General features: G+C 71.6%; 27 protein-coding genes and 1 tRNA gene. 16 read left to right on the forward strand and 12 right to left on the reverse strand.

What is annotated here, in order from left to right; genetic code table 11:
- On the reverse strand, positions 1 to 783 hold a 783-nt coding region (locus QWM81_RS24625; protein WP_290114529.1), incomplete at its 3' end, for an ABC transporter permease.
- 379 nt (positions 784 to 1162) lie between these two features.
- On the opposite strand from QWM81_RS24625, the gene QWM81_RS24630 reads away from it, so the two are divergent.
- The 5 genes from QWM81_RS24630 to QWM81_RS24650 all read left to right on the forward strand — a co-directional run bounded on the left by QWM81_RS24630 (position 1163) and on the right by QWM81_RS24650 (position 7317).
- Positions 1163 to 1819 (forward strand): HNH endonuclease family protein, encoded by a 657-nt coding sequence (locus QWM81_RS24630; RefSeq protein ID WP_290114530.1) that lies wholly within the window; start codon positions 1163 to 1165, stop codon positions 1817 to 1819.
- Positions 1820 to 1906: 87 nt separating this feature from the next.
- On the forward strand, positions 1907 to 3607 hold the full coding sequence (locus tag QWM81_RS24635; protein ID WP_290114532.1) for an alkaline phosphatase D family protein: 1701 nt from the start codon (positions 1907 to 1909) through the stop codon (positions 3605 to 3607).
- 608 nt (positions 3608 to 4215) lie between these two features.
- On the forward strand, positions 4216 to 6090 hold the full coding sequence (locus QWM81_RS24640) for an FAD/NAD(P)-binding protein (RefSeq protein WP_290114533.1): 1875 nt from the start codon (positions 4216 to 4218) through the stop codon (positions 6088 to 6090).
- A 36-nt stretch (positions 6091 to 6126) separates the two neighbouring features.
- Positions 6127 to 6573: a DoxX family protein gene (locus QWM81_RS24645; RefSeq protein ID WP_435372447.1), complete on the forward strand. Its 447-nt coding sequence runs from the start codon at positions 6127 to 6129 to the stop codon at positions 6571 to 6573.
- A gap of 147 nt (positions 6574 to 6720) precedes the next feature.
- The gene (locus QWM81_RS24650) at positions 6721 to 7317 is read left to right on the forward strand and encodes a DedA family protein (RefSeq protein WP_290114580.1); all 597 of its coding nucleotides are present in this window, start codon (positions 6721 to 6723) and stop codon (positions 7315 to 7317) included.
- Between the two features lie 149 nt (positions 7318 to 7466).
- Here the strand turns inward: QWM81_RS24650 and QWM81_RS24655 are convergent, their stop codons facing one another.
- Complete coding sequence (locus tag QWM81_RS24655; RefSeq protein WP_290114534.1) at positions 7467 to 7721, reverse strand: DUF2277 domain-containing protein; 255 nt, start codon at positions 7719 to 7721, stop codon at positions 7467 to 7469.
- Between the two features lie 516 nt (positions 7722 to 8237).
- On the opposite strand from QWM81_RS24655, the gene QWM81_RS29305 reads away from it, so the two are divergent.
- From QWM81_RS29305 to QWM81_RS24675, 6 genes are all read left to right on the forward strand, one after another.
- The gene (locus tag QWM81_RS29305) at positions 8238 to 8312 is read left to right on the forward strand and encodes a 50S ribosomal protein bL37 (protein WP_435372452.1); all 75 of its coding nucleotides are present in this window, start codon (positions 8238 to 8240) and stop codon (positions 8310 to 8312) included.
- 564 nt (positions 8313 to 8876) lie between these two features.
- On the forward strand, positions 8877 to 9053 hold the full coding sequence (locus QWM81_RS29205) for a DUF6879 family protein (protein ID WP_353938341.1): 177 nt from the start codon (positions 8877 to 8879) through the stop codon (positions 9051 to 9053).
- On the forward strand, positions 9010 to 9405 hold the full coding sequence (locus QWM81_RS29210; protein ID WP_353938342.1) for a DUF6879 family protein: 396 nt from the start codon (positions 9010 to 9012) through the stop codon (positions 9403 to 9405). Before QWM81_RS29205 ends, QWM81_RS29210 begins: the two co-directional genes overlap by 44 nt.
- Positions 9402 to 10244, forward strand: coding sequence for a helix-turn-helix domain-containing protein (locus QWM81_RS24665; protein ID WP_290114535.1), 843 nt, complete (start codon positions 9402 to 9404; stop codon positions 10242 to 10244). Before QWM81_RS29210 ends, QWM81_RS24665 begins: the two co-directional genes overlap by 4 nt.
- A gap of 272 nt (positions 10245 to 10516) precedes the next feature.
- Positions 10517 to 10789, forward strand: a complete 273-nt coding sequence (locus QWM81_RS24670) for a hypothetical protein (protein ID WP_290114536.1) — start codon at positions 10517 to 10519, stop codon at positions 10787 to 10789.
- Positions 10790 to 10906: 117 nt separating this feature from the next.
- Positions 10907 to 11365, forward strand: coding sequence for a glycine-rich domain-containing protein (locus QWM81_RS24675; protein ID WP_290114538.1), 459 nt, complete (start codon positions 10907 to 10909; stop codon positions 11363 to 11365).
- Positions 11366 to 11694: 329 nt separating this feature from the next.
- Here QWM81_RS24675 and QWM81_RS24680 read toward each other — a convergent pair.
- Positions 11695 to 11769: transfer RNA gene (locus tag QWM81_RS24680), tRNA-Val, on the reverse strand.
- A 374-nt stretch (positions 11770 to 12143) separates the two neighbouring features.
- Between QWM81_RS24680 and QWM81_RS24685 the strand changes: the two genes are divergently transcribed.
- From QWM81_RS24685 to QWM81_RS24700, 4 genes are all read left to right on the forward strand, one after another.
- Positions 12144 to 12278, forward strand: coding sequence for a hypothetical protein (locus tag QWM81_RS24685; protein ID WP_290114539.1), 135 nt, complete (start codon positions 12144 to 12146; stop codon positions 12276 to 12278).
- A 93-nt stretch (positions 12279 to 12371) separates the two neighbouring features.
- Complete coding sequence (locus tag QWM81_RS24690; protein ID WP_435372448.1) at positions 12372 to 13715, forward strand: hypothetical protein; 1344 nt, start codon at positions 12372 to 12374, stop codon at positions 13713 to 13715.
- 33 nt (positions 13716 to 13748) lie between these two features.
- The gene (locus QWM81_RS24695) at positions 13749 to 13964 is read left to right on the forward strand and encodes an FmdB family zinc ribbon protein (protein WP_290114541.1); all 216 of its coding nucleotides are present in this window, start codon (positions 13749 to 13751) and stop codon (positions 13962 to 13964) included.
- A gap of 262 nt (positions 13965 to 14226) precedes the next feature.
- Entirely contained in the window at positions 14227 to 14838 is a 612-nt protein-coding gene (locus QWM81_RS24700) for a DedA family protein (RefSeq protein ID WP_290114542.1), read from the forward strand.
- Here QWM81_RS24700 and QWM81_RS24705 read toward each other — a convergent pair.
- Genes QWM81_RS24705 through QWM81_RS24715 form a run of 3 tightly spaced genes read right to left on the reverse strand, consistent with a single transcriptional unit; the run spans position 14807 to position 19541 of the window.
- Positions 14807 to 15622 carry an HAD family hydrolase gene (locus QWM81_RS24705; RefSeq protein ID WP_290114543.1) on the reverse strand — a complete coding sequence of 272 codons (816 nt, stop codon included), beginning with the start codon at positions 15620 to 15622 and terminating at the stop codon, positions 14807 to 14809. The genes QWM81_RS24700 and QWM81_RS24705 overlap by 32 nt on opposite strands.
- On the reverse strand, positions 15619 to 18345 hold the full coding sequence (locus tag QWM81_RS24710) for a phosphoribosyltransferase (RefSeq protein WP_290114545.1): 2727 nt from the start codon (positions 18343 to 18345) through the stop codon (positions 15619 to 15621). The genes QWM81_RS24705 and QWM81_RS24710 overlap by 4 nt, the downstream gene beginning before the upstream one ends.
- A 32-nt stretch (positions 18346 to 18377) precedes the next feature.
- Entirely contained in the window at positions 18378 to 19541 is a 1164-nt protein-coding gene (locus QWM81_RS24715) for an HpcH/HpaI aldolase/citrate lyase family protein (RefSeq protein WP_290114546.1), read from the reverse strand.
- A 176-nt stretch (positions 19542 to 19717) separates the two neighbouring features.
- Here QWM81_RS24715 and QWM81_RS24720 point away from each other — a divergent pair, with 176 nt between their 5' ends.
- On the forward strand, positions 19718 to 20680 hold the full coding sequence (locus QWM81_RS24720; protein WP_435372449.1) for a TerD family protein: 963 nt from the start codon (positions 19718 to 19720) through the stop codon (positions 20678 to 20680).
- 13 nt (positions 20681 to 20693) lie between these two features.
- On the opposite strand, the gene QWM81_RS24725 is transcribed toward QWM81_RS24720, so the two are convergent.
- The 6 genes from QWM81_RS24725 to QWM81_RS24750 all read right to left on the reverse strand — a co-directional run bounded on the left by QWM81_RS24725 (position 20694) and on the right by QWM81_RS24750 (position 25410).
- A complete protein-coding gene (locus tag QWM81_RS24725; RefSeq protein ID WP_290114548.1) occupies positions 20694 to 21437 on the reverse strand; it encodes a TerD family protein in 744 nt (247 codons plus the stop codon).
- 126 nt (positions 21438 to 21563) lie between these two features.
- Positions 21564 to 22688, reverse strand: coding sequence for a DUF475 domain-containing protein (locus QWM81_RS24730; protein WP_290114549.1), 1125 nt, complete (start codon positions 22686 to 22688; stop codon positions 21564 to 21566).
- A gap of 83 nt (positions 22689 to 22771) precedes the next feature.
- Complete coding sequence (locus QWM81_RS24735) at positions 22772 to 23347, reverse strand: TerD family protein (RefSeq protein ID WP_290114550.1); 576 nt, start codon at positions 23345 to 23347, stop codon at positions 22772 to 22774.
- A 328-nt stretch (positions 23348 to 23675) separates the two neighbouring features.
- Entirely contained in the window at positions 23676 to 24251 is a 576-nt protein-coding gene (locus tag QWM81_RS24740; RefSeq protein ID WP_290114551.1) for a TerD family protein, read from the reverse strand.
- Between the two features lie 112 nt (positions 24252 to 24363).
- Positions 24364 to 24876 carry a peroxiredoxin gene (locus QWM81_RS24745; RefSeq protein WP_290114552.1) on the reverse strand — a complete coding sequence of 171 codons (513 nt, stop codon included), beginning with the start codon at positions 24874 to 24876 and terminating at the stop codon, positions 24364 to 24366.
- A gap of 102 nt (positions 24877 to 24978) precedes the next feature.
- A complete protein-coding gene (locus QWM81_RS24750) occupies positions 24979 to 25410 on the reverse strand; it encodes a DUF3052 domain-containing protein (protein WP_290114553.1) in 432 nt (143 codons plus the stop codon).
- Positions 25411 to 25707 lie beyond the last annotated feature (297 nt).

A 25707-nucleotide genomic window follows, 5' to 3' on the forward strand; every position in this document is an offset into this window, starting at 1 on the left:
TGCGCTTCCCCGAGTGCCTGCGCCTGGCCGACGCGGCGGTGACACCGTTCGCGATACAGCCCGGCCAGACGCTGACCCCCGAGGCGTGCGCCGTGGCGCTGCGGATCGACGCGGCGGCGGGCAGCTGTCCAGGACGAACAGTTGCACCGCGCCCGCCAGCAGCGGTGACGCCCCGCCCAGCAGCATCCCGACGAACGCGCCCGGCAGTGTGACGAGCCCCACCGTCCGCGTCTGGTCCAGCCCCGGCAGCAACGCGTCCGCGGCCGCCTCCCTGGCCACCTCCAGCCGCGCGTCCCGCTCCAGCATCCCGAGCGCGAGCCCCGCCTCCACCTCGCCGTGCCGCGTACCGAGCTCGTCCAGGGCGCGCCGCCCGCCGAGCACCGTCGCCGTGAGCGCCCCGCCGATCAGGATGCCGGTCACCGGGATCAGCGCGATGCCCTTGACCGGGACGAGCCCCGTGAGCACCAGCGCGGCGACGACCGGGACGACCCCGGCGGCGATGGGCACGGCCGCCCACCACCAGGTGCCGTTGGACGTGACGCGGCGCCCGGCCGTGCGTACCGCGACCGCGTACATCAGCAGCAGGAAGGCCAGCAGCAGCGGTACGGAACGAACGACCCACCCGATGACCAGCGACACGGCGCCCAGCTGTACGGCAGCGCGCACTCCCGCGGTGACGATCTCGCGCGGCGGCCGGAGGTGGGCGAGGGCTGCGACGGTGGCGGCGACGGCGAGCAGGACGGCGAGAACGGCCCCGAAGGTGACGTTGACGGGCAGCAGCACGCGTCAACCCTAGAGCGGGGAGCGCGATCTGCCGGGACGCCGGCGAACGCGATCTACCGGCGGACGTCGGCGAACGCCATCTACCGGCGGACGCCGGTGAACGCGATCTACTGGCGGACATCGGCGAACGCCATCTACCGGCGGACGCCATCTGCCGGGACGTCAGCGGTGGCCCGAGCTGACGCCGTCCAGGCCCGTCCCGCCCAAACCCGCTCCCGCACGCCCCATATGTCTGCCCGTCAGCCCCTTGATCTGACGTGCCCATGTCGTCAGGCTGTTACCTGGCGCACCCCCCACCGAAACCTGGCGCCGCAACCATGGCCGAGCCGCCCGCCCGGGCGGGAACAGGCCAAGGCCCCCCACCCCTGAAGGAGTTCGCATGTCCGGTGTCTACGCGCGTCGAATAGCCCGTCGAACCGCCGTGCTCGCCGCGTCCGCCGCCCTGGCCGCCACCGGCGTCCTGGCCACCGCACCCGCCGCCCAGGCCGCTCCGCCGACCCCGATCAGCGCCTCCACCGCCCGTACGTACCTCGGTCAGCTCACGGTCAAGGCGGAAGGTTCCTCCAGTGGTTACAGCCGCGACCTGTTCCCGCACTGGATCACCCAGTCCGGCAGCTGCAACACCCGCGAGGTCGTCCTCAAGCGGGACGGCGTCAACGTCGACCAGGACTCCAGTTGCGCGGCGGTGAGAGGCAGTTGGTTCTCCGAGTACGACGGCGCCACCTGGACCGCCGCCTCCGACGTCGACATCGACCACGTCGTCGCCCTCGCCGAGGCGTGGCGCTCCGGCGCCAACGCGTGGACCACCTCGCAGCGCCAGGCGTTCGCCAACGACCTCACCCGCCCGCAGCTCATCGCGGTGACCGACGACGTCAACCAGGCCAAGAGCGACCTCGACCCGGCCGAGTGGCTGCCGCCGCGCACCACGTACCGCTGCACCTACGCCCGGATGTGGGTGCACGTGAAGTACCACTGGAACCTGAGCCTGGACTCGGCGGAGAAGAGCGCACTGCAGTCCGTGCTCAACGGCTGCTGATCTCGGGCGACCGACGGAGCCCACCGGTTCCCTCGCCCTCCGTCGCCCCGTACCGTACAGAAGTACGGGCGACGGAGGAGGCCGGGCATGGCAGCCGGACTGCGGTTGGGACCACTGCTGCGGTATGTCGACTGGGACCGCGGCGACCGGGCGACCGTCTGGGTCGAGACCGATGGGCCGCGCACGGCCGAGGTGCGGTGCGCGGACGGCGCCGGCGGCAGCGTACGCACCTTCCAGGTGGCCGGTCACCACTACGCCCTGATCCCCGTCACCGGCCTGACGCCCGGCTCGACCACCTCGTACGAGGTGCTGCTCGACGGCCACCGCGTGTGGCCGCCCGCCGACTGGCAGTACCCCGCCAGCACCATCACCACGCCGGGGCCCGACACCACCGGCGTCCGCGTCACCTTCGGGTCGTGCCGCTGGGCCGCTCCGCCCGCCGGCGGCGAGGACCCGGTCGGCCCGGACGCCCTCGACACGCTCGCCTCCCGGCTGGCCGCCGACCCCGGCCCCGGCCACGTACGGTCCGACCCGGTGCGCCCCGATGTGCTGCTCCTGCTGGGCGACCAGGTGTACGCGGACGAGACGTCGGAGGCGACACGCCAATGGCTGGCCGGCCGGCGCGACCTGAACGAGGAGCCGGGGGCGCAGGTCGCCGACTACGAGGAGTACACCCACCTCTACTACGAGTCCTGGCTCGACCCCGGTGTGCGCTGGCTGCTCTCCACCGTCCCCACCTGCATGATCTTCGACGACCACGATGTGATCGACGACTGGAACACCAGCGCGGCCTGGGTCGCGGACATGCGGCGCACCGACTGGTGGCGGGAGCGGATCCTCAGCGGGCTGATGTCGTACTGGGTCCACCAGCACCTGGGCAACCTCTCCCCCGACGAACTGGACGCCGACCCGCTGTACGCGGCCGTGCGCGCGGCGGACGACGGGACGGAGCCACTGCGCCGGTACGCCGCCGAGGCCGAAGCCGATCCGGCCCGGGTGCGGTGGAGTTACCGGCGCGACTTCGGCCGGACCCGGCTGCTGATGGTCGACACCCGGGCGGCGCGCGTGCTGGACGAGCAGAAGCGGGCCATGCACGACGAGGACGAGGCACAGTGGCTGGAGGAGCAGGCGCTGGAGGGCCTCTCCGGCCGCGACCACCTGCTGGTGGGAACCTCGCTGCCATGGCTGCTGCCGCCCCTGATGCACGGCGCGGAGACCTGGAACGCCGCGCTGTGCCGCGGTGAGCGCGGCCCGCGCTGGGGGCGGCTGTCCGAACGGCTGCGCCGTGGCGCGGACTTGGAGCACTGGTCGGCGTTTCCCGAGTCCTTCGAGCGGCTGACGCGGCTGCTCGCGCGGGCGGGCGAGGGCCCCCAGGCGCCGGCGACGGTATGCGTCATGTCGGGCGACGTGCACCACGCGTACGTCGCGGAACCCGCGTGGCCCGCGGGCGAGGAGCCCGGGGCGCGGGTGGTCCAGCTGACCTGCTCGCCGGTGCACAACGGGATCCCGCTGGTGCTGCGCGTCGCGTTCCGGCTGGGCTGGAGCCCGGTGGGACGGTGGCTCGGGCGCGTCCTGCTGCGGCACGGGCGGGCGGGGCGGCCGCGGGTGGACTGGCGCCGGACGGGCGGGCCGTGGTTCGGCAACCAGCTGATGACGCTGACGCTGCGGGGGCGGTCGGCGGAACTGCGGCTGGAGCAGGCCCGCGAGGGCGCCGGGCTCGTCACCGTACAGACGAGGTCCCTGACGCCGAGCAGTGAACCGGGCGCGCGGAACCGGTCGGAGCAGTGAACCGGCCGGGGACAGTGAACCGGCCGGGCCGAGAACCGGGCGGGGGCTGCGAACCGGCCGGTCTCTGTACCGCCGAGTTGCGAACCACCGAGCCGTGAAGCACAGGGAAGGCCGACCTCGGCGTCACCTCCGGCAACGGCTCCTGAACGAAGGCATCGGCGACACCATCCGCGTACGCTGTGACCCACCGGGTCGCGAACCACCAGGCTGTGAACCACCGAGCCGTGAACAGCGAGCCGTTGAACACAGGCCGTGAACAGCGAGCTGTAAACCACAAGCTGTGAACCACCGAGCCGCGGACCACAAGGCTGTGAACGCCCGAGCCGCGAACTTCCCGGCCGCGTACCACCAGGCTGTGAACGCCCGAGCTGCGACATCCCGGCCGTGAACCACCAGGCCGTGAACCGGCCGAGCCGCGAGCATCCCGGCCGTGAACCACCCGGCTGTGGAGGTCCGCGCTGTGAACGTCCGGTGAACGTCCGGGGCGAAGGCCCGTGATCTGGCCCACAGCGGAGGGTCATCCTCCACCCAGGGGTTCGGCGGGGCGCGCGGCAACGGCATGATGAGCCTTCCGCTTGCCGCACCCGCCTGCCCCGGGAGTCCGAGTCTTGTCAGCAGTTCCGCATGCCATAGCCCTGGTCGGCGCGGGTCCCCGCGGCACTTCGGTGCTGGAGAGACTGTGCGCCTCCGTCCCGGAACTGGCCGCGGGGACCCCGCTGACCGTCCATGTCATCGACCCGTCCCCGCCGGGGGCGGGCCGCGTCTGGCGCACCGACCAGCCGGCCGAGCTGCTGATGAACACGGTGGCGTGCCAGGTGACGGTCTTCACCGACGAGAGTGTGAGCTGCGAGGGTCCGATACGCCGGGGGCCGAGCCTGTACGAGTGGGCCGTCGCCCGCTCGTATCCGCTCGGCCCCGACGACTACCCCACGCGCGCGTGCTACGGCGCCTATCTGGAGTGGGCGTTCGCCCGCACGGTGCGCGAGGCCCCGCCGGAGGTGACCGTCCGGGTCCACCGGGCGCGTGCGGTACGGCTGGAGGGCGGCGCGGGTGCGCAGCGGCTCGTGCTGGACGACGGCACTGTACTGACCGGCCTCGGCGCGGTGGTCCTGGCCCAAGGCCACCTTCCGTCGTCGGCCGCCCAGGCCCCGGCGCACCTGGGTGCGTACGCGGCCCGGCACGGCCTGCGGCACCTGCCGCCCGCCAACCCCGCGGACCTCGACCTCACGCCGATCGCGCCCGGCGAGCCGGTGCTGCTGCGGGGCCTGGGGCTGAACTTCTTCGACCACATGGCGCTGCTGACGGTGGGCCGCGGCGGCACATTCGTACGGAGCGGGGACGGCGACGGCGGCGGGGGGCTGACGTACCGCCCCTCGGGCCGTGAGCCCCGCCTGTACGCCGGTTCTCGGCGGGGGGTGCCGTACCAGGCGCGCGGCGACAACGAGAAGGGCGCGTCGGCCCGGCACCAGCCGCTGCTGCTGACGCCGGACGTCATCGAGACCTTCCGCAAGCGGGCGGACGCGGGTGACCCGCCGGACTTCCTGGCCGAGATATGGCCGCTGGTGGCGAAGGAGGTCGAGGCGACGTACTACTCAACCCTCCTGCCCGACGCCCCCGGCTTCCGCTCGCACTTCCTCGACGCCCCGGAGGAAGCCCTCGACGCCTACGCCATCGCCGAGCACGACCGCTGGTCCTGGGAGCGGATCTCCCGCCCGTACGCGGGCGAAACGTTCCGCTCGCCGGACGGCTTCCGTACGTGGCTGCTGGCGCACCTGCGCCGGGACGCGGCCGAGGCGGCGCTCGGCAATGTGGCGGGTCCCGTGAAGGCCGCGCTGGACGTGCTGCGCGACATCCGCAACGAGCTGCGGCAGATCGTGGACCACTCGGGGCTGTCCGGGGCGTCGCGCCGCGACCACCTGGACCGCTGGTACACGCCGCTGAACGCCTTCCTCTCGATCGGCCCGCCGCGCCGCCGGATCGAGGAGATGACGGCCCTGCTCGAGGCGGGCGTGCTGGACGTGATCGGCCCGGGCATGGAGGTACGCGGAGAGAACGGCGTGTTCATCGCGGAATCGCCCGCCGTACCCGGTTCGGCCGTGACGGCGACCACACTGATCGAGGCGCGGCTTCCGGAGCCCGACCTGCGGCGCACGGGCGACGAACTGCTCACCCGCCTGCTGGCGGACGGCCAGTGCCGGACGCACGTCGTCGACGGTTACGACACCGGGGGACTGGACGTCACTCCGTCCCCGTACCGCCTGATCGACGCTCAGGGCAGGGCGCACGCGCGGCGCTTCGCGCTCGGCGTCCCCACCGAGGGCGTGCACTGGGTCACGGCCGCGGGCGCCAGGCCGGGCGTCGACTCGGTGACCCTCGCCGACACGGACGCGGTGGCCCGGGCGGCCCTGCGCGCCACCGTCCCGGATAATTTCACACATTCAAGTGTTGAACTAGCAAGTATCGATGAGGACTGCCTAACCTAGGGCTCGTCGGTTCCGTCCCAAACCGAAGGATCCCCCATGCCCTCCATCACCGCGCACCTCGATACAGCCCGCCCCTACGCACTGGGCCTGTTCCGCATAGTCGTCGGCCTGCTGTTCCTGTGCCACGGCGCCGCCTCGCTCTTCGGCGTCCTGGGCGGCGCGGACGGCAGCGGCGGCACGGTCCCGGCCGGCAGCTGGCCCGGCTGGTACGCGGCCGTGATCCAGCTCGTCGGCGGCGCGCTCGTGCTGCTCGGCCTGGGCACCCGCGCCGCCGCGCTGATCGCCTCGGGGTCGATGGCGTACGCGTACTTCACGGTGCACCAGCCGCAGGCCCTGTTCCCCATGGCGAACGGCGGCGAGGCGTCGGCCATGTTCTGCTGGGCGCTGCTGCTGCTGGTCTTCACGGGCCCGGGCGCGCTGTCCCTGGACGCCCTCTTCTCGGCGCCGGAGCGTGCGGAGAAGCGCGAGCCGGTCGCCGTCTGACGCTCCCCCGACGCTCCCCCTGACGCTTCCCCTCGGTCCCGCCCGGGCGCGGGGCCAAGGTCCCCCGCCCGGGTGATCACCTGGGCGCCCGTCCGGCGTACGCTGTGCGCCTGTCAGCCGCCCGCTTCGGGGGACCGGGGAGTGAAGGTGCTCGAAAGCGTGGCCGCCGGCCCATGGATCTACGCGGCCGTGGCCGTCTCCGTCCTGCTGGACGTGTTCGTGCCGGTCCTGCCGAGCGGCATCCTGGTGATCGCAGCCGCGACGGCCGCCGCGTCCGGCAACGGCTCCCTCCTCGCGCTGGCCCTCTGCGCGGCCACCGCGTCCCTGCTCGGCGACCTCGTCGCGTACCGCCTCGCCTGGCGCGGCCGCTCCCGCCTGCACCGGGCGATCGGCCGCTCGCGCCGCCTGACCACGGCGCAGGAACGTCTCGGCACGGCCCTGGCGCGCGGCGGGGGCGCCCTGGTCGTCATTGCCCGGTTCGCCCCGGCGGGCCGCTCGGTCGTCTCGCTGGCCGCGGGCGCGGCCCGCCGCAAGGCCAGTCAGTTCCTGCCCTGGTCAGCGCTGGCGGGCGCGGCCTGGGCCTCGTACGGCGTGGCCCTCGGCTACTACGGCGGCCAGTGGCTGGGCGCCACCTGGACGGGCGTGGCGGTCTCGGCCCTGGCCCTCACCCTGGCGGGCACGCTCGCCACCTACGTCCTCCGCCGCCCCCCGATCCCGTCGCCGTCGCCGTCCCCGGCTTCCTGACCCCCGCCGCCTCGCCGGTCACACGCGGGGGCGTTGCCGCCGCGCACCCGGACCACCGCTGGCCCCGTCACCGGCCCTGTCACCGGCCTCGTCCCCGTGTCCCCGTCCCCGTCCCCGTCCTGCGTCGAGGCCGCCGGACGCCTCGCCGGTCACACGTCCCCGACGCGCTCCTCCCCCACCGGCCTCCTGCCCGCGCCGCCCCGCACCTCGATGCCGTCGAGCAGCCGGCGGGTCGCCTCGGTGACCTCGGCGACGGCCTGCTCGAACACCTCCCGGTTGTGGGCGGCGGGGGCGCGGAAGCCGGACACCTTGCGTACGTACTGCAGGGCGGCGGCGCGAATGTCCTCCTCGGTGGCCTCGGTGGGGAGGACGGGCGGACGGAGTGTCTTGATGCTGCGGCACATGCTCCCAGTGTGCGCCCGCCCGCTGCCCGAGGTCAGGGCTTTGGCCGCGTGCGCCTCCGCTCCCTTTTCTTTTCCCGCTCCCGGTCCCGGTCGATGGTGTAGGTCGCCCAGTCCCCGCGATGCAGGTTGCACCGCGAGGCCCCCACCATGGCGAGCCGCCGGCAGCGCCCGCCCTCCTTGGTACGCCCACCGCACCTGGACTGCGTACGAGCCATGTCGTCCCCTGTCTCCGAGTGATCCGGCCCCGCCAGAGTCTCGGCCCCCGGCCCCAGCGGTGCAGGGCGCACGGCGGTCCCACAAAGGTGCACTCCGTCGCACGCGCGGCCCGCCCCCCGCCGCGCGACGTACGGAGCCCGCCGCACGGCCCTCAACCCGGCCGCTTGATGCTCTGGCCTCCTGGGCGCAGCGATCCGGCGCCGAAAAGGTCTCCGTAAGCACTGCCGGGGCAGCCCCGCAATAAGGAAGAGCACCCTATTCGCGCGCGTTCTAAACTGAGGTGACGCTAGGAGGTACAACATGTCCAAGCGAGGAAACAAGCGCCGCGCCCGCAAAACCAAACGCGCCAACCACGGCAAGCGCCCCAACGCCTGAAACCATGCATGCGGTCCAGGCCAGCGGCTCCATAAAGGGCCGTTCATAGATCACCCAAAGACCACCGCCCGATTCGCGGCCACCAAGCTCGACGCGACTCGGGCGGCTCCTCACCCGCCGCGCAACAGCCCTGTGCGCGTCCCGCCTTCCAGGCCGAGCCCCCTGATGGCTAACCGAGCCGTGACCTCGACGCGGCGATCGCTGGGGCTCTGGAGCAGGCCTTCGCCTGACCGACCAGCGTTTGCGCGCAACCGACCCACCCTGCCAAGGTGTCGCAATTTCAAGCAATCCACGGGTGCGCCATCGCTAGCCCGAGCATCCTGGTGCCTCAGCGACCTGCACCGGAGGGCCACATGACGCTCAGGTTCATCGGCACGACCAGCGATGACGGTGACTGCCCCACCCTGTACGAGATCGAGGCAACGGGCGACATCCTCGTCCAAGGCGACCGAGTGACCGACCCCGAGCACCTGGCCAGGCTCCGCGACCTCAAGGAGAGCGAGACGTGCGTGGTCGTCCCTCGCAGCCTGCTCACCCGCTTCTCCCCGAGGCACGCCCACCCCCATGGTGCCCTTCACGAGCATCACCCACCTGTTCCGCGAGTTCAAGCACGCAGCGTGGCGTCTGGAGACCCGTCGCGGCTACGCCTCCGACCGCAACAGCGCGGAAGTGGCAGCGATGGCAGGCCGGCGCGGACATCGCTGCCGAACCGGCCGACGACTGGCGCCGCAACGTCGCTGAGCAAGTGGCGCAGGGCAAGCGGTTCGAGCGGGTCCGGCTTGTGGACGACCCGCCGACTGACGGACAGCGGTTCCTCCTCGCGTCCGGGCAGGGCAACGTCCGTGCGGGCGAGGACATCCGTAACCTGAGCCGCGCCGACGCCGAGCATCTCGGCCTGCCGGACTGGGACTTCTGGCTCTTCGACTCCCGCATCCTCGTGCGATTCGTTTTCGACGAGAACGACACGACGATGGGCGTCATCGTCAGCGAGGACCCCGCCGAGGTCCTCGCCGCCTGCCAGGCCCGTGACACAGCCTGGCATCATGCCGTCCGTACCGCCGACTTCGCCAGGCAGGTACGTTCCACTATGTGAGCACCGACTTCCAAGACGGTCGTGAAGTCCTCGGCGCGCGGCTACGTGAGCTGCGCACCGAGGCCGGCCTCGACGGCAAGAGCCTGGCCGAGCGGCTTGGCTGGCAGCGCTCCAAAGTCTCCCGCCTGGAGAACGGCAAGCAGACCCCATCCGTAGCCGATCTGAGCGCGTGGGCGTCGGCAGTCGGCCGACCGGACGTGACCGACGAATTGAAGGGCCGCCTGACGGGGCTTGAGACCAAGTACAGGTCCTGGCGACGGCAGCTCGCGGGCGGACACCGCGCGCGGCAGGAACTGGCGATCGCTGAAACGGTGAGCACCAAGACCATCCGCGGCTTCGAGGTGGCCCGTATCCCCGGCCTGTTCCAGACAGCCGACTACGCGCGGCACACTTTCGAGGCGAATGCCGAGTTCCGGCAAGTGCCCAAGGACATCGAGGAAGCCGTTCGGGCCCGTATCCGCCGACAGGACGCGCTGTACGAGGCGGGCAAGCTGTTCCGGTTCCTCATCTGGGAAGGCGCCCTGTACGTGCGCACGTCCCCGCCGGGCGTGCACGCCGCCCAGTTGGACCGCCTCATCAGTCTCATCGGACTGGACACCGTGGAACTCGGCATCGTGCCGCTCGGAGCACAGCTGCGTCGCACGCCCAGCCATGGATTCTGGATCTACGATCAGCGGCTCGTCATCGTCGAGACCATCAACACCGAGATGTGGCTGGACGACGAGGACTCGATCCGACTGTACGAGCGGGCCTGGGACTGGCTGGGCGAGCCGGCGGTGTACGGGCATCGGGCGCAGCGGTTGATCGGTCGTGCACGGGCGGCCCTCGACGCGGTGTGAGCAATCCCGGCCAAACTCCCGAGCCGCGGGAGCAATCTCGCGCAATCGGCGAGCAATCGATCAATCCGCGCTCGTACGGTCCTGGTCATGGAGACGGGTATCCAGCCCCTCGGGGCGACATCTGAGCAGTGGTGCCACTGGCACAAGGGCCCCTCCGGAACCGCCCGGCCGGTGCGGCGAGTTGAGCGTCAGTCCGGCTCACCCGTGCAGCTCTACGCATGCGCGCCCTGCCGCGAACAGCGTGGGCTCACCCCGCTGATGGAGACGGCGTCATGACCTACAAGGTCGGCGACTACGTCGTCCACGAGGGCAGGACCGGGCTCATCACCATGGACCTGGGCCCGGGGCTGTACCGGATTCGGTTCCACCACGGACCCGCACGGCATGACGGCTCGGTGCGGGAGGCCACCCTTCGCGAGCACCGCCTGACTCCGGCGAGTGCCGAGCAGCAGGCGGCAGCCATCGAGGCCGGGGTGACCCTGGACAACGAGCGCAGCTACCTCCCCGGTAAGCCCCGCACGCGGACTTTCCAGCGCGTGCGGTGAAGCGCGGCGCCCGGCGGCGAGCAAGACAGGGCGCCCGCTGGAACAGCCCGGCCAGTGCGCAGGATTCCCGTCCCCGCCGGCCGGGTCCACACCCCATCCACCAAGCAGGAGACGCCCATGCCCAACGCACGGTCCTTGCTCAGCGACGTGGTGTTCAACGACGTCCGCGCGACCGTCCTGGACAACAACCCGGGCATGGACCCGGACCTGGCCTCACGCATCCTTGCCGACGCCCTCGCGTTCGTCGCCACCGCCGCGTCTGCCCCTGGCCAAGCCCTCGTACCGTCGCGTGCGGTGGACGAGGGATGGCACGCCCTGATCCTGCACACCCCGCTGTACTACTCGCTGTGCGCACGCTTCGGAAACTTCGTGCATCACCTGCCCCAGCGGCCGGACCCGGGTCGCTCCAACCAGGCCGTACTGGAGCGCACCATCACCGCGATCAAGGCGGCCGGGTACGAGGTGGACAGGGACCTCTGGCGCAGTCCTGACGACCAGCTCGTCAGGGTGGCCGCCTCGTGCCAGCACTCCGACGAGTCCGGCCCAATCGTCCTCATCCCCAAGCCCAAGGGCTAGTCACCTAGGCTGCGACACGAGGAAAGGATGTCGTGATGGCTGAGTGGATCGACCCTCGATACGCGGCCCTGGTCGCAGCATGGAAGCGCACGCAGCGGCCCGACTCGCGTGATCCGCAACCCCGACCTACGCGCGGCTTCATGGTGCCGCGGCCCAAGAGCTGACCGACCGCCCCGGCCGGTCCCGACTGTGGCGGCCAGCCGGGGGCACGCCGCGCGTGAGGCCGACAGCCTCGGGAGATGCGCCGCCCGCACCGAGTGGCTGCCGCCGTGGGTGGCAGTCGGGGATGCCGAAGGCCCCCGGCCGTGATCGGCTGGGGGCCTTCGTCGTGGTGGGCGCGGACGGTTTCGAACCGCCGACATCTGCTTTGTAAGAGCAGCGCTCTACCCCTGAGCTACGCACCCGGAATGAGTGAACAGCGTACATGGCGCACGGGTGCATTCTGCAAACCCATCGCCCTCGGCCGCCGGGACCTGGGGGTAGCCCCAGCACCGGGACGGTGGGTTGCCGGATCGTGGGGAGGGCGGGGATACGTAGCGTGAGGGTGTGAGAGCGGACCGGCATCGGTAGCGGGGTCCTCGTGGGGCACACCGTATGCGCGGTGTGGTCGGGGGGTGTGGGGTGCCGATGTGGACGGGCGCCGGTGGAGCTGGAGGCTTCGGGTTCCGGAGGGAGGCGCTGTGCGCGCGCGTGGAGGGGGCGGCCTTGAAGAGCGTGGTGGCGCGGTCGGGCAAGGGGCGGATACGGCTCGGGTCCCGTGCCGGGCCGGGTGGAGGCGGTGGGTGAGGACGGTGACGCCTCCGTCGAACTGCCGGGCGGGCAGGCCCGGTACGCCGGGGAGGTGAAGGTGGTGGCGCGACCGACGTCGGCGGTGGTCATGCCGTCAGGGCGCGGAGCGGGAACGGGCAAGTGACCGTCCGAACCGCGAACTAACGGGCTCGTGCGTTCGTCCTACCTGGTGGGAGAATGAACCGGGCAGGGGCGGCCGGACGGCACGGGAGCGGATGTGACGGCGACACACGCGCGGCGGTACCTGAAGGATGTGCTCGCGCTGATGTTGTTGCCGGTGCCGTTGGTGGTCGCCGCGCTGCCCGGCGCGTTCGCCGGGGGCGGTACGCGGCGCTGGTTCGGCGGGCGCGGGGAGAGCCAGCGGGCCGACGCGCAGGCCGCGAAGGACGCCGCCGCGGCGGCGTTCTACGAGCTGGACACGGCCCAGCGGGACCTGCGGATCTCGATCGAGACGATCACGGCGGTGGACGCGTCGCCGGGCGCGCGGCGGGCGGTGGACGACTTCGCCGCGCTCGGGCGGCGGATCGACGAGGTGAGCCATGCGTACATCACGGCCGTCGACGCGTACGACCTGGACCGGGACGATCTTGAGGCGTCCGTCGCCTCACGGGCACGCGGCGAGCTGAACCGGGCCAAGGACGACCTCGTACGCGTGAAGGGGGAGCTGGACCGGTTCGAACAGGGGCTGGGCCCGCTGCTGGACAAGGCGGAGACGCAGCTGGCGCGGCTGGCGCCGGCCGTGGAGCGGGCGAGAGCGGCGCTCCTGGCCGCGAGCAACGCTCTCGACGCGGTGCGCGGCTCCGGACTGCGCGCGGACGACCTCGCGGCGCGCCTCGCCGCGCTGGGGCCGGAGCTGACCAAGCTCAACCAGGGCGCCGGCCGGCACGGTGTCGCAGAGACGTTGCAGCGGGCCGACCGCGTCGTACGCGACGCCGAAGCCGTACGGATGGAGGCCGAGCGCCTCCCGGAGCGGGCCGCCGAGATCGACAAGCGGCTGGTCTCGCTGCGCACCCGGGCGCAGGCCCTCGCCAACCGCGCCGCCTCCGTCGAGCCCGTCCTCAGCGAGCTGCGCCGCCGGTTCACCGCCGCCTGCTGGCAGGACCTCCAGCCCGTGCCGGAGCAGGCGGGCAAGCACGTCCACCAGGCCGAGGAGAAGCTCAAGGAGGCCACCCGTGCCCGGGAGGATCAGCGCTGGGCCGACGCCACCGCCCTCCTGGCGACGGTACGGGCGCTGCTGAACAGCACCGACGAGGCCGTATCGGCTGCCGGTGAGCGGCTGAACCGACTGAACGCCGTCGCCAAGGACCCCCAGGCGGAGATCGACCGAACCCGCTTCGCGATCCGTGACGCCCAGCGGCTCGCCATGGCCGGCCGCAACACCCCCGATCCGCGCCACGCCCGCCCCCTGGACGACTCGGTGGCCCGGCTGGAGCGGGCGATCGCCCAGCTGGAGGGCCGCCACCCGGACTACTGGCACTTCCTGAGGGAGACCGGGGCGGTACGGGACGCGGTCCACCGCGTGGTCGACATGATCCGCCAGGAGCGAGGCGGCGGGCACTGACCGCCCCGCTCATCGCGCCACTAATCTGGTGCCATGCCTCGTTACGAATACCGCTGCCGCACCTGCGGCGACAGCTTCGAGCTCAACCGCCCCATGGCCGAGTCGTCCGCCCCCGCCGCGTGCCCGGCCGGCCACGACGACACCGTCAAGCTGCTGTCGGCCATCGCGGTGGGAGGAACGGCCAAGGCCGCGCCCGCTCAGGGCGCCGGCGGCGGGGGAGGCTGCTGCGGCGGCGGGTGCTGCGGCTGAAACAGCCCGGGCGGTACGGGAAACGGGCCGGGCCATGCGTGAAACGGCCCGCGCATGCGTGAAACGGGCGGGCGATGCGGGAAACCGCCCGGGCCGTGCGTGCGCCGTAGCCGTGGCCCCGCCTTCGAGGCGGTAACCGTGGCCCCGCCTTCGGGGCGGTGACCGTGGCCCCCCTCGAGGCGGTAACCGTCGCCCCGCCTTCGAGGCGGTGACCGCGCCCGCCTTCAGGGTGGCTTCAGCTCCGGGTTCCTAGCGTGGGGGCATGGAACGCTGGATCAACAGCCTCATGGACACGCTCGGCGCGCCCGGCGCGGGGATCGCGATCGCGCTGGAGAACCTCTTCCCGCCGCTGCCCAGTGAGGTGATCCTGCCGATGGCCGGGTTCGCCTCCGCGACCGGCCGGATCGATCTGATCGCCGCGCTGCTGTGGACGACGGCCGGGTCGGTCATCGGGGCGCTCGCGCTGTACGGGGCAGGCGCGCTGCTCGGCCGCGACCGTACGGTCGCCATCGCGGCCAAGATGCCGCTGGTCAAGGTCGCCGACATCGAGCGGACCGAGGCGTGGTTCACGCGGCACGGCACCAAGGCGGTGTTCTTCGGGCGGATGGTGCCGGTCTTCCGCAGCCTCATCTCGGTGCCCGCCGGCATCGAGCGGATGCCGCTGCCGGTGTTCCTCGGGCTGACGACGCTCGGCAGCGCGTTGTGGAACACCGCGTTCGTCCTCGCCGGTTACGCGCTCGGCGACAACTGGGAGCAGGTCACGCACTACGTGTCGCTGTACTCCAAGGTGGTGCTGGTAGTGGCGGCCGGCGCGGTACTGGCGTTCGTGGCCGTACGGGTCCTCAGGCCGGGGACGGGCGCACGGCGGAGCTGAAGCGGCGCAGGATCTCCTCGCCCGCCAGCACGCCCCGCTCCTCCAGTACGTCGACGTGGGCGGCGCTCCAGCCGGACTCCGCGAGCTCCCCGTGCCCCGGCCGCCAGCCCCGGTCGGCGGCCAGCAGCAGATCGGCGTCGAGCAGCGAGTCACCGGCGGCCAGCACACGGTCCGCCCCGGCGCGGCGGGCGACCTCGCGCACCGCGGCGCTCTTGGTGAGCGGCTGCGGCACGGCGTACACCTTGCGTCCCTGGAGGGAGACGGCCCACCCGCGGGGCGCGGCCCACGCGGCCAGCTCCTTCATCCACCCCTCGGGCAGCAGGTCGCGCTCCACGACGAGGTACGCGAAGAGGTCCTCGGCGACCCGTTCCTTGAGCAGCCAGGCCGGGTCGGCGACGGCCAGCAGGTGGGCGCGGACCTCGCCGAGCGTGGCGCACTCGTCGGCGAGGCGCGCGGCGACCGAGCGGCGCCAGTCGGGGTCGGACACGCCGTTGACGAGGAGGTGCCCGCCGTTGGCGCAGATCGCGAACTCGGGTGCCGGTCCCGGCAGCCGGATGCGGTGGTACTGCTCGCGCGTGCGGGTCGTCGTCGGTACGAATGCGGCGTGGCGCGGCAGTTCGGTCAGCAGCGCGGCGGCGGCCTCGGTCACGTACGACAGCGGCTTGTGCTGGTACACCTCGACGCACAGCAGGCGTGGCGCCTCGGCGTCCGGCCCGGTCAGGCCGAGGGCGGCCGCCGAGTAGATGAGGGTGCGGTCGAGGTCGCTGGCGATGAGCGTCTTCACGGCCGGGTCACCGCCTTGCCGTCGGCGCCCGTCGCGCCGCGCGTGTACGTGGGGTGGATCAGGCCGACGCATGTGTACGGCAGGTCGTCGGCCTCCTCCACCGGTACGCCGCGCTGGCCGGCCAGCAGCCGTACGTGGTCGAGGTCGGCGCCCGCGCCGCGCTTGGCGAGGATCTTCCAGGGGACGCGGCGCAGCAGGACGCGGGTGGTCTCGCCGACGCCGGGCTTGACCAGATTGACGTCGTGGATGCCGTACTCCTCGCTGATCCGCTCGACGGCGGCCCAGCCCTCCCAGGTCGGCGAACGGTCCGCCGACAGCAGCTCCTTGACGTCGGAGTCGACGGCGGCGACGACCTCGTCGAAGTGCGCGGTGATGGTGTCCAGGAAGGCGTTCGACACATCGGCGGCGGCGAGCTCGCGGTAGAACTTCGCGCCGTGGTAGTCGCCGGGCCCGACCAGGTCGGCACGGAGCACGGTGCGCGATATCAGGCCGGAGACGGTGGAGTTGAGGCAGGCGGAGGGGATGAGGAAGTCCTCGCGGGTGCCGTAGGTGCGCACGCAGGAGCCCGGGTCGGCGAGGACGGCGATCTCGGGGTTGAAGTCCGGGAAGTCGGCGAGGGCGTTGGCCAGTTCGCGCGTGATGGCGCCCTTCCCGGTCCAGCCGTCCACGAACACCACGTCGGCGGGGTCGTGGTTGCGCTGGAGCCAGCGCAGCGCGTTGGCGTCGATGCCCCGGCCGCGCACGATGGACACGGCGTAGTGCGGCAGGTCCAGGCCGTGGCGGTGGGTCGCCCAGCGGCGCATGAGTACGCCGACGGGGGTGCCCGCGCGGGCCAGCGACACCAGCACGGGGCGCGGCGACCGCTCGGCGATGACCGTCTCGGTGACGGTGCCCACGGCGCGGGCGATGCGGGCGGCGGAGGTCTTCAGCGCCGCGTGGAACAGCGCCTGGTAGCGGTCGCTCGGCTGGTACTCGACCGGCAGCGACTCGGCGTAGTGCGCGCCGCCGCTCTGGATGGCCTCCTCGCGCTCCTCGGTGGGGGCTTCCAGCTCGACGCCGGAGAGATCCTGGAGGAGCCAGCCGACTTCGTCCGGGGCGTACGAGGAGAAGGCGGGCCCGCGCAGGGGCTCGGGCAGCGGTACGGTCGGCGGCTCGGACGGCATCGGGGCACCTCGTGGTGTGTGGGACGGGACGACGGCGAGCAGCACGTGCGGTATGTGCGCGGCGAGCTGGGCCAGGAGGCCGTCCGGGGCGTGAAGGGCGGGCGTGTCGGCGGCGGAGTCCACGACGGCGACGACCGCGTCGAAGCCGGCGCCCGCGATGTTGTACGCGTAACGGTCACCGGGCCCGTCGGCCGGGTCGTCGTGCGCGGGGAAGACAAGCCGGGTGCGTATCGCGTAGCCGGGGTCGTCCACGGCGAGCACGGGCGAGCGGGTGGTGGTGGAGTACCGCACCTCGGCGCCGCCGCGCTTCTCCAGCGCGACGCCCAGCGCGAGCGGCGCGTACATCAGCTCCTCGCACCCGAGCACCAGCACGCGCGGCACCGCCCGCGAGGCGGCTGCCCCCGGTGTGGCGGCTCCCCCCGTGGCGGCCCCCCGAGTGGCCTCGTCCAGCGCCTCGGCGACGCGGGCCGCCATCCCGGGCAGGGCGGCGTCCAGGCGGGCGCGGTGTTCCGGGGTGAAGCCGTGCCGGCCGCCATCCGGGACGCCGGCCGGCCACCCGAGGTCCACGCGCCGCACGCGACGCACGGGACAGGCGGGACCCACGGGACCTGCGGCGCCCACCGCGCCCCCGGGACCCACGGGACCTGCGGAACGCACGGGACCCGCCGCACCCACCGCACCCGCAGGAAGCACGGAACCTCCGGGACACGCCGGATCCGCCGCACCCACCGCACCGGCAGGACCCACCGCACCCGCAGGGCGCACGGAATCTCCGGGACGCACCGCACCCCCCGCACCCACGGAACCTTCGGGACGCACGGAACCCCCAGGGGCAGCCATACCGGCCTCCGACGCCCTCGCCTCGTACTCCGCGACCAGCTTCTGGCCCTTCTCCAGCACCCCCTCCGGCAGCCGTACCGTCCCGGCGGCCAGCGTCACCAGGTCCACCCGGGCGCCGATCTCGGCCGCGAAGTCCGCCAGCCGTCCCCGGTCGGCGTCCGACCGCATGTCGACAAGGGCCACGATCACGTACCGCTCACGCGGGTAGCGCTCGTGCAGCGCCCGCACGGTGTTGAGCACCGTGTTCCCGGTGGAGAACTCGTCGTCCACCAGCACCAGCGGCCCGGGCCCCGCCAACAGCGCCGGGTCCTCCGGCAGCAGCAGGTGCGAGGTGGCGTGCGAGTGGGCCTCCTCGAAGCCGCCCGCCTGCTCGACGCCCGCGACCGGGCGGCGCGTGGAGTGCAGGTACGGGGCGCCGGCCAGCCCGTCGGCGACCGAGTGGCCGAGCCCTGTCGCCGTCTCCGCGTACCCCAGGACCACGGCCCGCGCGGCGTCGGCGCCCAGCAGCTCCCGTACCCGCACGCCCAGGCCGTAACCGGACCGCCACACCACGCCCGGGCTCTGCGGCACGTGCTTGCCCAGCACCTGGGAGACGAGCAGGTGCGCCCGCTTGGGGTTGCGCCGCAGCGCCAGGCCCAGCAGCTCGCGCAGGGAGGCGTCCCCGACCAGCTCGACCCCGAGCCGCTCGGACACCCACGTCCCGGACCAGACCGCCGCCACGTTGCCGCTCCCCTCCCCACACCTCACCGGATTCACTTGACCAGTCCCGCCGTGAGCAGCTCCACGAAGCCGACGTCCTCCTTCGCGACCCCGAAGACCTCCGCCCGCTGAAGCGTCCGCTCGGCCCACGCACGGTGGGGTTTCACTTCATTCATCTTGTTCGTGTACGCACTGCGCAGCACCCCGCCTCCACCACGCTCGGGCCGCAGGATGTCCTGGGCGTCGCTGAACTCCTCATGGCTGACGACGGACAGCGCGTGGACGGGCAGCACATGCGAGGGGTGGATGCAGGTCTTGCCGAGCAGGCCGTTGGCGCGGTCGAGTTCGATCTCGCGCAGCAGCCCGTCGAGGTCGTGTTCGATCAGCGCGGTGCGCAGTTCTTCGGCGCGCTGCTCCATGAAGGGGCTGCGGCGCAGCTGTGGCTTGAACATGCGCTCGCCGAGCCGGAAGTACTCCCACACGGGCCCGGTGATGGTGAAGCCCGTGCCGTCGGAGCGGCCGAGCACATTGACGACGTCGGCGATGACCCCGGCGACGATCTTCACGTCGTACGCGGTCATGTCGGGCGTGCGGCGCAGCCCGTACGCGGAGCAGAAGTCGGTGACGCCGAGGCGCAGGGCGAGGACGCGGTCGCGGTACTTGTCGACGGTTCGGGCGATCCCGGCGAGGGTCTCGCGCCGGGTCTCCAGGTGGAGGAGTTCGGGAGACTCCAGTACGGGCATGGCGAACAGCCGCTGATCGCATACGTTCTCGGCCGCCGTCAGGGCCTCCATGAAGGCGCCGCCGCGCTCCTCGGTGAACTTCGGCAGTACGAATCCGGACAGCAGCCGTACGGCAGGTCCGAGCCGCCGTACGAGGTCGGCCATCTGCCCCGGTTCACGGACGCGGATGAAGAGCAGGGGCGGTTCCCCGCCGCGCTCGTGGAGGTCGGTGAACTGCCGGACCAGGTTGTCCTCGGCCCCCGCGACCTCGCTGTCGTCGATGGAGTCCTCCAGGCACAGCACCATCGACACCACACCGCGGCCGACCTGCTTCATCACGTCGTCGGCGAGCCGGGGCCGGGTGGCGGGGCTGTAGAGCGTGGCGCCGAGGGCGGGCGCGAGCACGCGGGCCGGGGAGCCGGCGGTGAACTCGCAGGGCTCCCGGTGGAAGAGGCCGGCCCGGGCAGCAGCCGGGATATGCCCGAAATGACGCATGAGTGTCCCCCGTACCGCCGTGATGGCCCTGATGACATGTGGCCGGTAATAGTACGTAGGGACCGGTGTCGCGGGTTCCCCATGGGCATGAACTTCAGGTAACTCGTCCGCTTCTCGCCGCTGCCGCGCGGCCCCCGCGTTGTCCGTGGCGTGGGCGGGCAGGCAGGATGGCGGGCATGACGCACGCCATGCTGAAGGGCTCGAACGTCCCGCTCGACGCCGCGGCCGTACGGGCCGTACTGTGCTGGACCCCCGGTCCCGGGGTCCCCGACGTGGACGCCTCGGCCCTGCTGCTCGGCACGGACGGGCGGGTGCGTTCGGACGAGGACTTCGTCTTCTACAACCAGCCGCGTCATCCCTCCGGTCTGGTGCGGCGGCTGTCGAAGAAGCGGGTGACGGAGGGGCTGACCGACACGGTCGAGGCAGATCTCGCGGGGCTGGACGCCTCGGTGGACCAGGTGGTGCTGGCGGCGTCGTCGGACGGCGACACCTTCGAGCACGTACGGGATCTGCGAATCCTGCTGTACGACGCCGGGGCGAGCGCCGCTGAGCCGCTGGCCGTCTTCGAGGTGAAGCCGGAGACGGGCGAGGAGACGGCCATCATCTGCGGCGAGCTGTACCGGCGGGGTGAGGGCTGGAAGTTCCGCGCGGTGGGGCAGGGTTACCCGACCGGGCTGATCGGTCTCGCCACGGCGTTCGGCATCTCGGTGGACGAGACGGAAGCGACAGAAGAAACGGAAGAAACGGACGAGGCACAGCGGGCCGGCCAGGCGGATGCGGCGCCGCGCAGCGCCGCGGAAGCGGACGCCCCCGCGACACCTCCCGCGCCCCCGGCCCCGGCACCCGCTCCCGCACCCCCGGTTTCGGCACCCACTCCGGCACCTCCGGCTCCGGCTCCCGCTCCGGCTCCGGCTCCGGTGGCACCCCCCGTGCCCACCGCCGCCCCGGCCTATGGCTACCCCCAGGCCGGTTCGCCTCAGCCCGCGTACGGCTACCCCCAGGCCGCCCACCCCGGCCCGGCACAGCCCGCGCCCGCCCAGCCCGCGTACGGCTATCCGCAGCCCGCCGCGGCCGCCGCGCCCGCGCCGGACCCGAACTTCCGGCTGCCGCCGATGGGCCCGCAGTTCGTACGGAGGTGACGCCACGCCCGGCTCAGACCTTGCCCGCCTTGAAGCCGCGCCCCCACTGCAGACCCCACCCGTACAGCCGGTCCAGCTCGGCCTGGAAGCCGTAGACGAACCTCACCTCGCGGCGTACCACCAGCTCCCCCTTGACGTTCTCCAGCATGAACACCGCGCAGGAGCGGGCCTGGGGCGCGCGCTCGTCGAGCTCTATCTCGATGCGCGGACCGTTGCTCGGGTAGAGCGTCATCGTGGCGTGCGTACGGTCGAAGGCCGGCGTCTGGTCGTAGATGTAGACGAAGAACAGCAGCCGCTTGATGGACTCGCGGTGGTCGAGATTGACGAAGATCGTCTCGCCGGACGGCGCACCGAAGCGGTCATCGCCGCTGAGTTTCACATACGGCGGTGAGTTGAGGTCGCCGAAGAAGCCGCCGAGCGGCTGGACCACGCCTTTGGTGCCGTCCACCAGCTCGTACAGGCAGCCGATGTCCAGGTCCACATTGACCACGCCCTGAGTGTGTGCCTGGACCACATCGGGCTTGAAGAGCTTGAGGGGGTGCCGCAGCAGCCGGCCGCTGTTCTTGGACCTGCCTTCGATGTCGGATGTGCGCATCCGCCAGGAGAGGTTGACGCGCAGATTGCCGTTGGCCGCGCCCTGTTTGGTGAGCGAGACGGACGGGCGGCGCTTGGTCAGGTCGATGGCGTTCGTCGACGCGCTGCCCGAGTCGAACTGCGCCGCGTTGTTGTTGCGCAACAGGCTGTCCCAGAAGGCCATGCCCCCACCCCCAGTCGTCCGGTGCCTCAGTGGATACGCGACGGGGCGGCCGGGAGCACCCGGCCGCCCCGCAGAGAGCGTTCCTCAATGCCGGGGCCGTCACACTCCGACGGGCCCCGGCGAATGTCACACCGTGACGTGCGTCTTGTCCTCCTCGCCCGCGGCCGCCAGCGCCCTGTTGCGGCGGACGGACGACAGGAAGGACGCGGCGATCAGGAAGACACCGACCAGGCCGGTGATGATCTCGCTGATCTCGTGCTGGATGGTGATGAGCAGGATGACCGCGAGCGCGCCGATCGCGTAGTGCGCGCCGTGCTCCAGGTAGACGTAGTCGTCCAGGGTGCCCTGGCGGACCAGGTAGACGGTGAGCGACCGGACGTACATCGCGCCGATGCCGAGGCCCAGCGCCATCCAGAAGATGTGGTTGGTGATGGCGAAGGCGCCGATGACGCCGTCGAAGGAGAAGGACGCGTCGAGGACTTCCAGGTACAGGAAGAGGAAGAAGGCCGCCTTGCCGGCGAGGCCCACGGCGGAGACGGGCTTGCCCTCCTTCTTGGCCTTCTCCTCCTCCTCGTGCTCGCGTTCCTCTTCTTCCTCCAGCTTGTCCTCGAAGTAGCCGGAGAGGCCGCCGACGACCAGGTACGTGATCAGGCCCGCCACACCGGACAGCAGCACGGTGGCCGACTTGTCGGCGTGGCCGGCGCTGGTGTGCGCCTGGGTGGCGAAGGTGACCGCGGTGATCAGCAGGACGATCAGGGCGATGCAGGCGGACAGCATGTCGACCTTGCCGAACTTGGCGAGCGGGCGCTCCAGCCAGGCGAGCCACTTGTGCTCCCGCTCCTCGAACATGAAGTCCAGGAAGATCATCAGCAGGAACATGCCACCGAAGGAGGCGATCGCCGCGTGCGCGTCGGTGACCAGGGCCTCGTACTGCGCCGGCTGGTCCATGGCGAGCTGGACGGCTTCGATGGGTCCGACCTTGGCGCTGATGGCGACGATCACGACGGGGAAGACCAGTCGCATACCGAACACCGCGATCAGGATGCCGATCGTCAGGAAGATCTTCTGCCAGAAGGCGTTCATCTTCTTGAGGATTCCGGCGTTGACGACCGCGTTGTCGAAGGACAGCGAGATTTCGAGGATCGACAGGATCAGTACGATCCCGAACGCCTCCCAGCCCCACTGCCAGGCTGCGAAAGCGAGGCCGAGCGCCGTGACGGCGAACGACCAGCCGAAGGTTTTCAGAACCACTGGCTACCCAATCGTGTTAAGTACGGGTACGGGTCTCCCCCGCGCCGTGCGCGCCGGGCTTTGAACGAACCCGGAGACGTGCTTTAGGAAACATTGACCCCGAAGTCTAGAGCGATGCCCCTCAGCCCCGATGCGTACCCCTGTCCTACCGCTCGGAACTTCCATTCGCCGCCGTACCGGTAAAGCTCGCCGAAGATCATCGCGGTCTCGGTCGAGGCATCCTCACTGAGGTCGTACCGCGCGAGTTCCTGGCCGTCCGCCTGGTTGACGACGCGGATGAACGCGTTGCTGACCTGGCCGAAGGTCTGGCCCCGGTTGTCGGCCTCGTGGATGGAGACCGGGAAGATGATCTTGTCGCAGTGCTCGGGCACCCGGGGCAGGTCCACGATCAGCGACTCGTCGTCCCCGTCGCCCTCTCCCGTGAGGTTGTCCCCGGTGTGCTCGACGCAGCCGTCGGGACTGGTGAGGTTGTTGTAGAAGACGAACCACTCGTCGCCGAGCACCCGGCCGTTCTGGCAGAGCAGTGCGCTGGCGTCGAGGTCGAAGGGCGCTCCGGTGGTGGAGCGCGCGTCCCAGCCGAGTCCCACCAGCACCTGGGTGAGGTTGGGTGCGGCCTTGGAGAGGGAGACGTTGCCTCCCTTGGCGAGCGTGACGCCCATGACGTGGATCCTCCCCTTGGATGTGCTGCTGCGATGTGCTGCCGCGCTGCCCGGGGACGACCCCGGACCCCCGTCCCCGAGCGGCCCCCGAGCCGCCGAGCCGCCGAGCCGCCGAGCCGCCACCGGCGTACCGGGCTGCGGCCCGGATCCCCGTGGCGGTGCAGGGTGCGGTAAGGCGCGTCCGGCGCCGCACGGAAGCGTGTGGCGCCGGACGAGGCCGCGCGCCGGACCATGCCCGCCGCGCGGCCGAGCTGCATGGCGGCCGAGCCGCGTGGCCGGCCGAGCCGCCCGCCGGCGACGCCGCGCGGCGGGCGGACCGTGCCGTGCGTCAGACGTTGACGCCGAAGTCCTGCGCGATACCGCGCAGGCCGGAGGCGTACCCCTGGCCCACGGCGCGGAACTTCCACTCCGAGCCGTGGCGGTACAGCTCGCCGAAGACCATGGCGGTCTCGGTCGAGGCGTCCTCGCTGAGGTCGTACCGCGCGATCTCGGTGCCGCCGGCCTGGTTCACCACGCGGATGAACGCGTTGCGGACCTGGCCGAAGGACTGCTGGCGGTTCTCGGCGTCGTAGATCGACACCGGGAAGACGATCTTGGCGACGTCTGCCGGAACGTTGGCCAGGTCGACCTTGACCTGCTCGTCGTCGCCCTCGCCCTCACCGGTGAGGTTGTCACCGGTGTGCTCGACCGAGCCGTCGGCGCTCTTCAGGTTGTTGAAGAACACGAAGTCCTGGTCGTTGCGGACCTTGCCCTCGGCGTTGACCAGAATGGCGCTGGCGTCGAGGTCGAAGTCTGTACCGGTGGTGGTGCGGACGTCCCAGCCCAGACCGACGGTGACTGCCGTCAGGCCCGGGGCCTCCTTGGTCAGCGAGACGTTGCCGCCCTTGCTGAGGCTGACTCCCACGAGTCCCTCCATTGGTTTCCAGGGGCAGCGCCCCCGTCGTGCGTTGGCATCGGATCAACGACTGGATCCTAGTAACCGGTTCCCGTCGTGAGCAGGCAGTTGCGCCGAAGAATCAGAGGGTGTCGAGCGCCTTGACGTAGTCGTTCAGGTCACGGGCGTCCGGCAGGTCGTTGACGACGCTCCAGCGGACGACGCCCTCCTTGTCGATGATGAAGGTGCCGCGCACCGCGCAGCCCTTCTCCTCGTCGAAGACGCCGTACGCGCGCGAGACCTCGCCGTGCGGCCAGAAGTCCGACAGCAGCGGGTACTCCAGGCTCTCCTGCTCGGCGAAGACGCGCAGGGTGTGGATGGAGTCGTTGGAGACGGCGAGCAGCTGGGTGTCGTCGTTGACGAACGTCGGCAGCTCGTCACGCAGAGCGCACAGCTCACCGGTGCACACGCCGGTGAAGGCGAAGGGGTAGAAGAGGAGCACCACGTTCTTCTCACCGCGGAAGTCCGCGAGCGAGACGGTGCGCCCGTGGTTGTCCTTCAGCGCGAAGTCCGGAGCCTTGGTGCCGACCTGGACCACCTGGGTCGCCTGGGTCGCCTCGGTCGCGGCGGTTCCCTCGATCGCGTCGATCGCCATGAAAAAGCCATCCCTTCCGTGGATCTCCTGGGCCGGCCCCCACCCTACGCACAGGGCCCCCGCCGACAGCTGTCGGCGGGGGCCCCGGTGGCTGCGGAAGGCTCAGCGCTTGCCGGGCTTGGGCGTGGCCAGCCGGCTGCCGGTCCAGTCCTTGCCCGCGTTGATGCTCCGGGTCTGGGAGAGGCCGGCGGTCTGGGCGGCCTCGTTGATTTCGCTGGGCTCGATGTAGCCCTCACGGCCCGTCTTGGGCGTCATGAGCCAGATCTGCCCGCCTTCCTCGATCAGACCGATGGCGTCGACCAGCGCGTCCGTGAGGTCGCCGTCCTCGTCGCGGAACCACAGCAGTACGACGTCGGCGACGTCGTCGTAGTCCTCGTCGACGAGCTCCTGGCCAATGACGGCCTCGATGCCTTCACGGAGCTCCTGCTCGACGTCGTCGTCGTAGCCGATCTCCTGGACCACCTGTCCGGGCTCGAACCCCAGCTTTGCCGCCGGGTTGGTCCGCTCCTCCGCGTGGTCCGCGGTCGCGCTCACGGCTTGCCTCCTGATCGTGTTTGTAAAGTGCTTCGGCCGCGCGCGTACGCGTGGCATTGGGCGTAGTCCACACGTGCTGGGCGGATCGCGCAAGTACCCGGCGATCGAGACCGCCGAAACGGTGACTTTTGGGGCCGTCTCGCCGCAACTCCAGGCAGCTTCCCGCCCACGCCCGCGATCCACACCACGGCTCTTGACCCACTTTATGCGTTTCTACTCCTTCCGTGCGCCCGGAGGGTGCGCACGGCCGTGCGGAACACCTGGCCGGATCGGGCGTAAAGTTGCGATTTGGCCCGC

It is taken from the genome of Streptomyces ficellus (genome assembly GCF_030406405.1).
GTDB lineage: Bacteria > Actinomycetota > Actinomycetes > Streptomycetales > Streptomycetaceae > Streptomyces > Streptomyces ficellus_B.

Excerpts from the sequence above, each read along its gene's own strand:
- QWM81_RS24670 (WP_290114536.1), top strand. The coding sequence starts at position 10,517 with ATGACCTACAAGGTCGGCGACTACGTCGTCCACGAGGGCAGGACCGGG.
- QWM81_RS24630 (WP_290114530.1), top strand. The coding sequence starts at position 1,163 with ATGTCCGGTGTCTACGCGCGTCGAATAGCCCGTCGAACCGCCGTGCTC.
- QWM81_RS24675 (WP_290114538.1), top strand. The coding sequence starts at position 10,907 with ATGCCCAACGCACGGTCCTTGCTCAGCGACGTGGTGTTCAACGACGTC.
- QWM81_RS24725 (WP_290114548.1), bottom strand. The coding sequence starts at position 21,437 with ATGGCCTTCTGGGACAGCCTGTTGCGCAACAACAACGCGGCGCAGTTC.
- QWM81_RS24715 (WP_290114546.1), bottom strand. The coding sequence starts at position 19,541 with ATGCGTCATTTCGGGCATATCCCGGCTGCTGCCCGGGCCGGCCTCTTC.
- QWM81_RS24720 (WP_435372449.1), top strand. The coding sequence starts at position 19,718 with ATGACGCACGCCATGCTGAAGGGCTCGAACGTCCCGCTCGACGCCGCG.
- QWM81_RS24735 (WP_290114550.1), bottom strand. The coding sequence starts at position 23,347 with ATGGGCGTCACGCTCGCCAAGGGAGGCAACGTCTCCCTCTCCAAGGCC.
- QWM81_RS24635 (WP_290114532.1), top strand. The coding sequence starts at position 1,907 with ATGGCAGCCGGACTGCGGTTGGGACCACTGCTGCGGTATGTCGACTGG.
- QWM81_RS29205 (WP_353938341.1), top strand. The coding sequence starts at position 8,877 with ATGGTGCCCTTCACGAGCATCACCCACCTGTTCCGCGAGTTCAAGCAC.
- QWM81_RS24700 (WP_290114542.1), top strand. The coding sequence starts at position 14,227 with ATGGAACGCTGGATCAACAGCCTCATGGACACGCTCGGCGCGCCCGGC.
- QWM81_RS24645 (WP_435372447.1), top strand. The coding sequence starts at position 6,127 with ATGCCCTCCATCACCGCGCACCTCGATACAGCCCGCCCCTACGCACTG.
- QWM81_RS24655 (WP_290114534.1), bottom strand. The coding sequence starts at position 7,721 with ATGTGCCGCAGCATCAAGACACTCCGTCCGCCCGTCCTCCCCACCGAG.
- QWM81_RS24695 (WP_290114541.1), top strand. The coding sequence starts at position 13,749 with ATGCCTCGTTACGAATACCGCTGCCGCACCTGCGGCGACAGCTTCGAG.
- QWM81_RS24745 (WP_290114552.1), bottom strand. The coding sequence starts at position 24,876 with ATGGCGATCGACGCGATCGAGGGAACCGCCGCGACCGAGGCGACCCAG.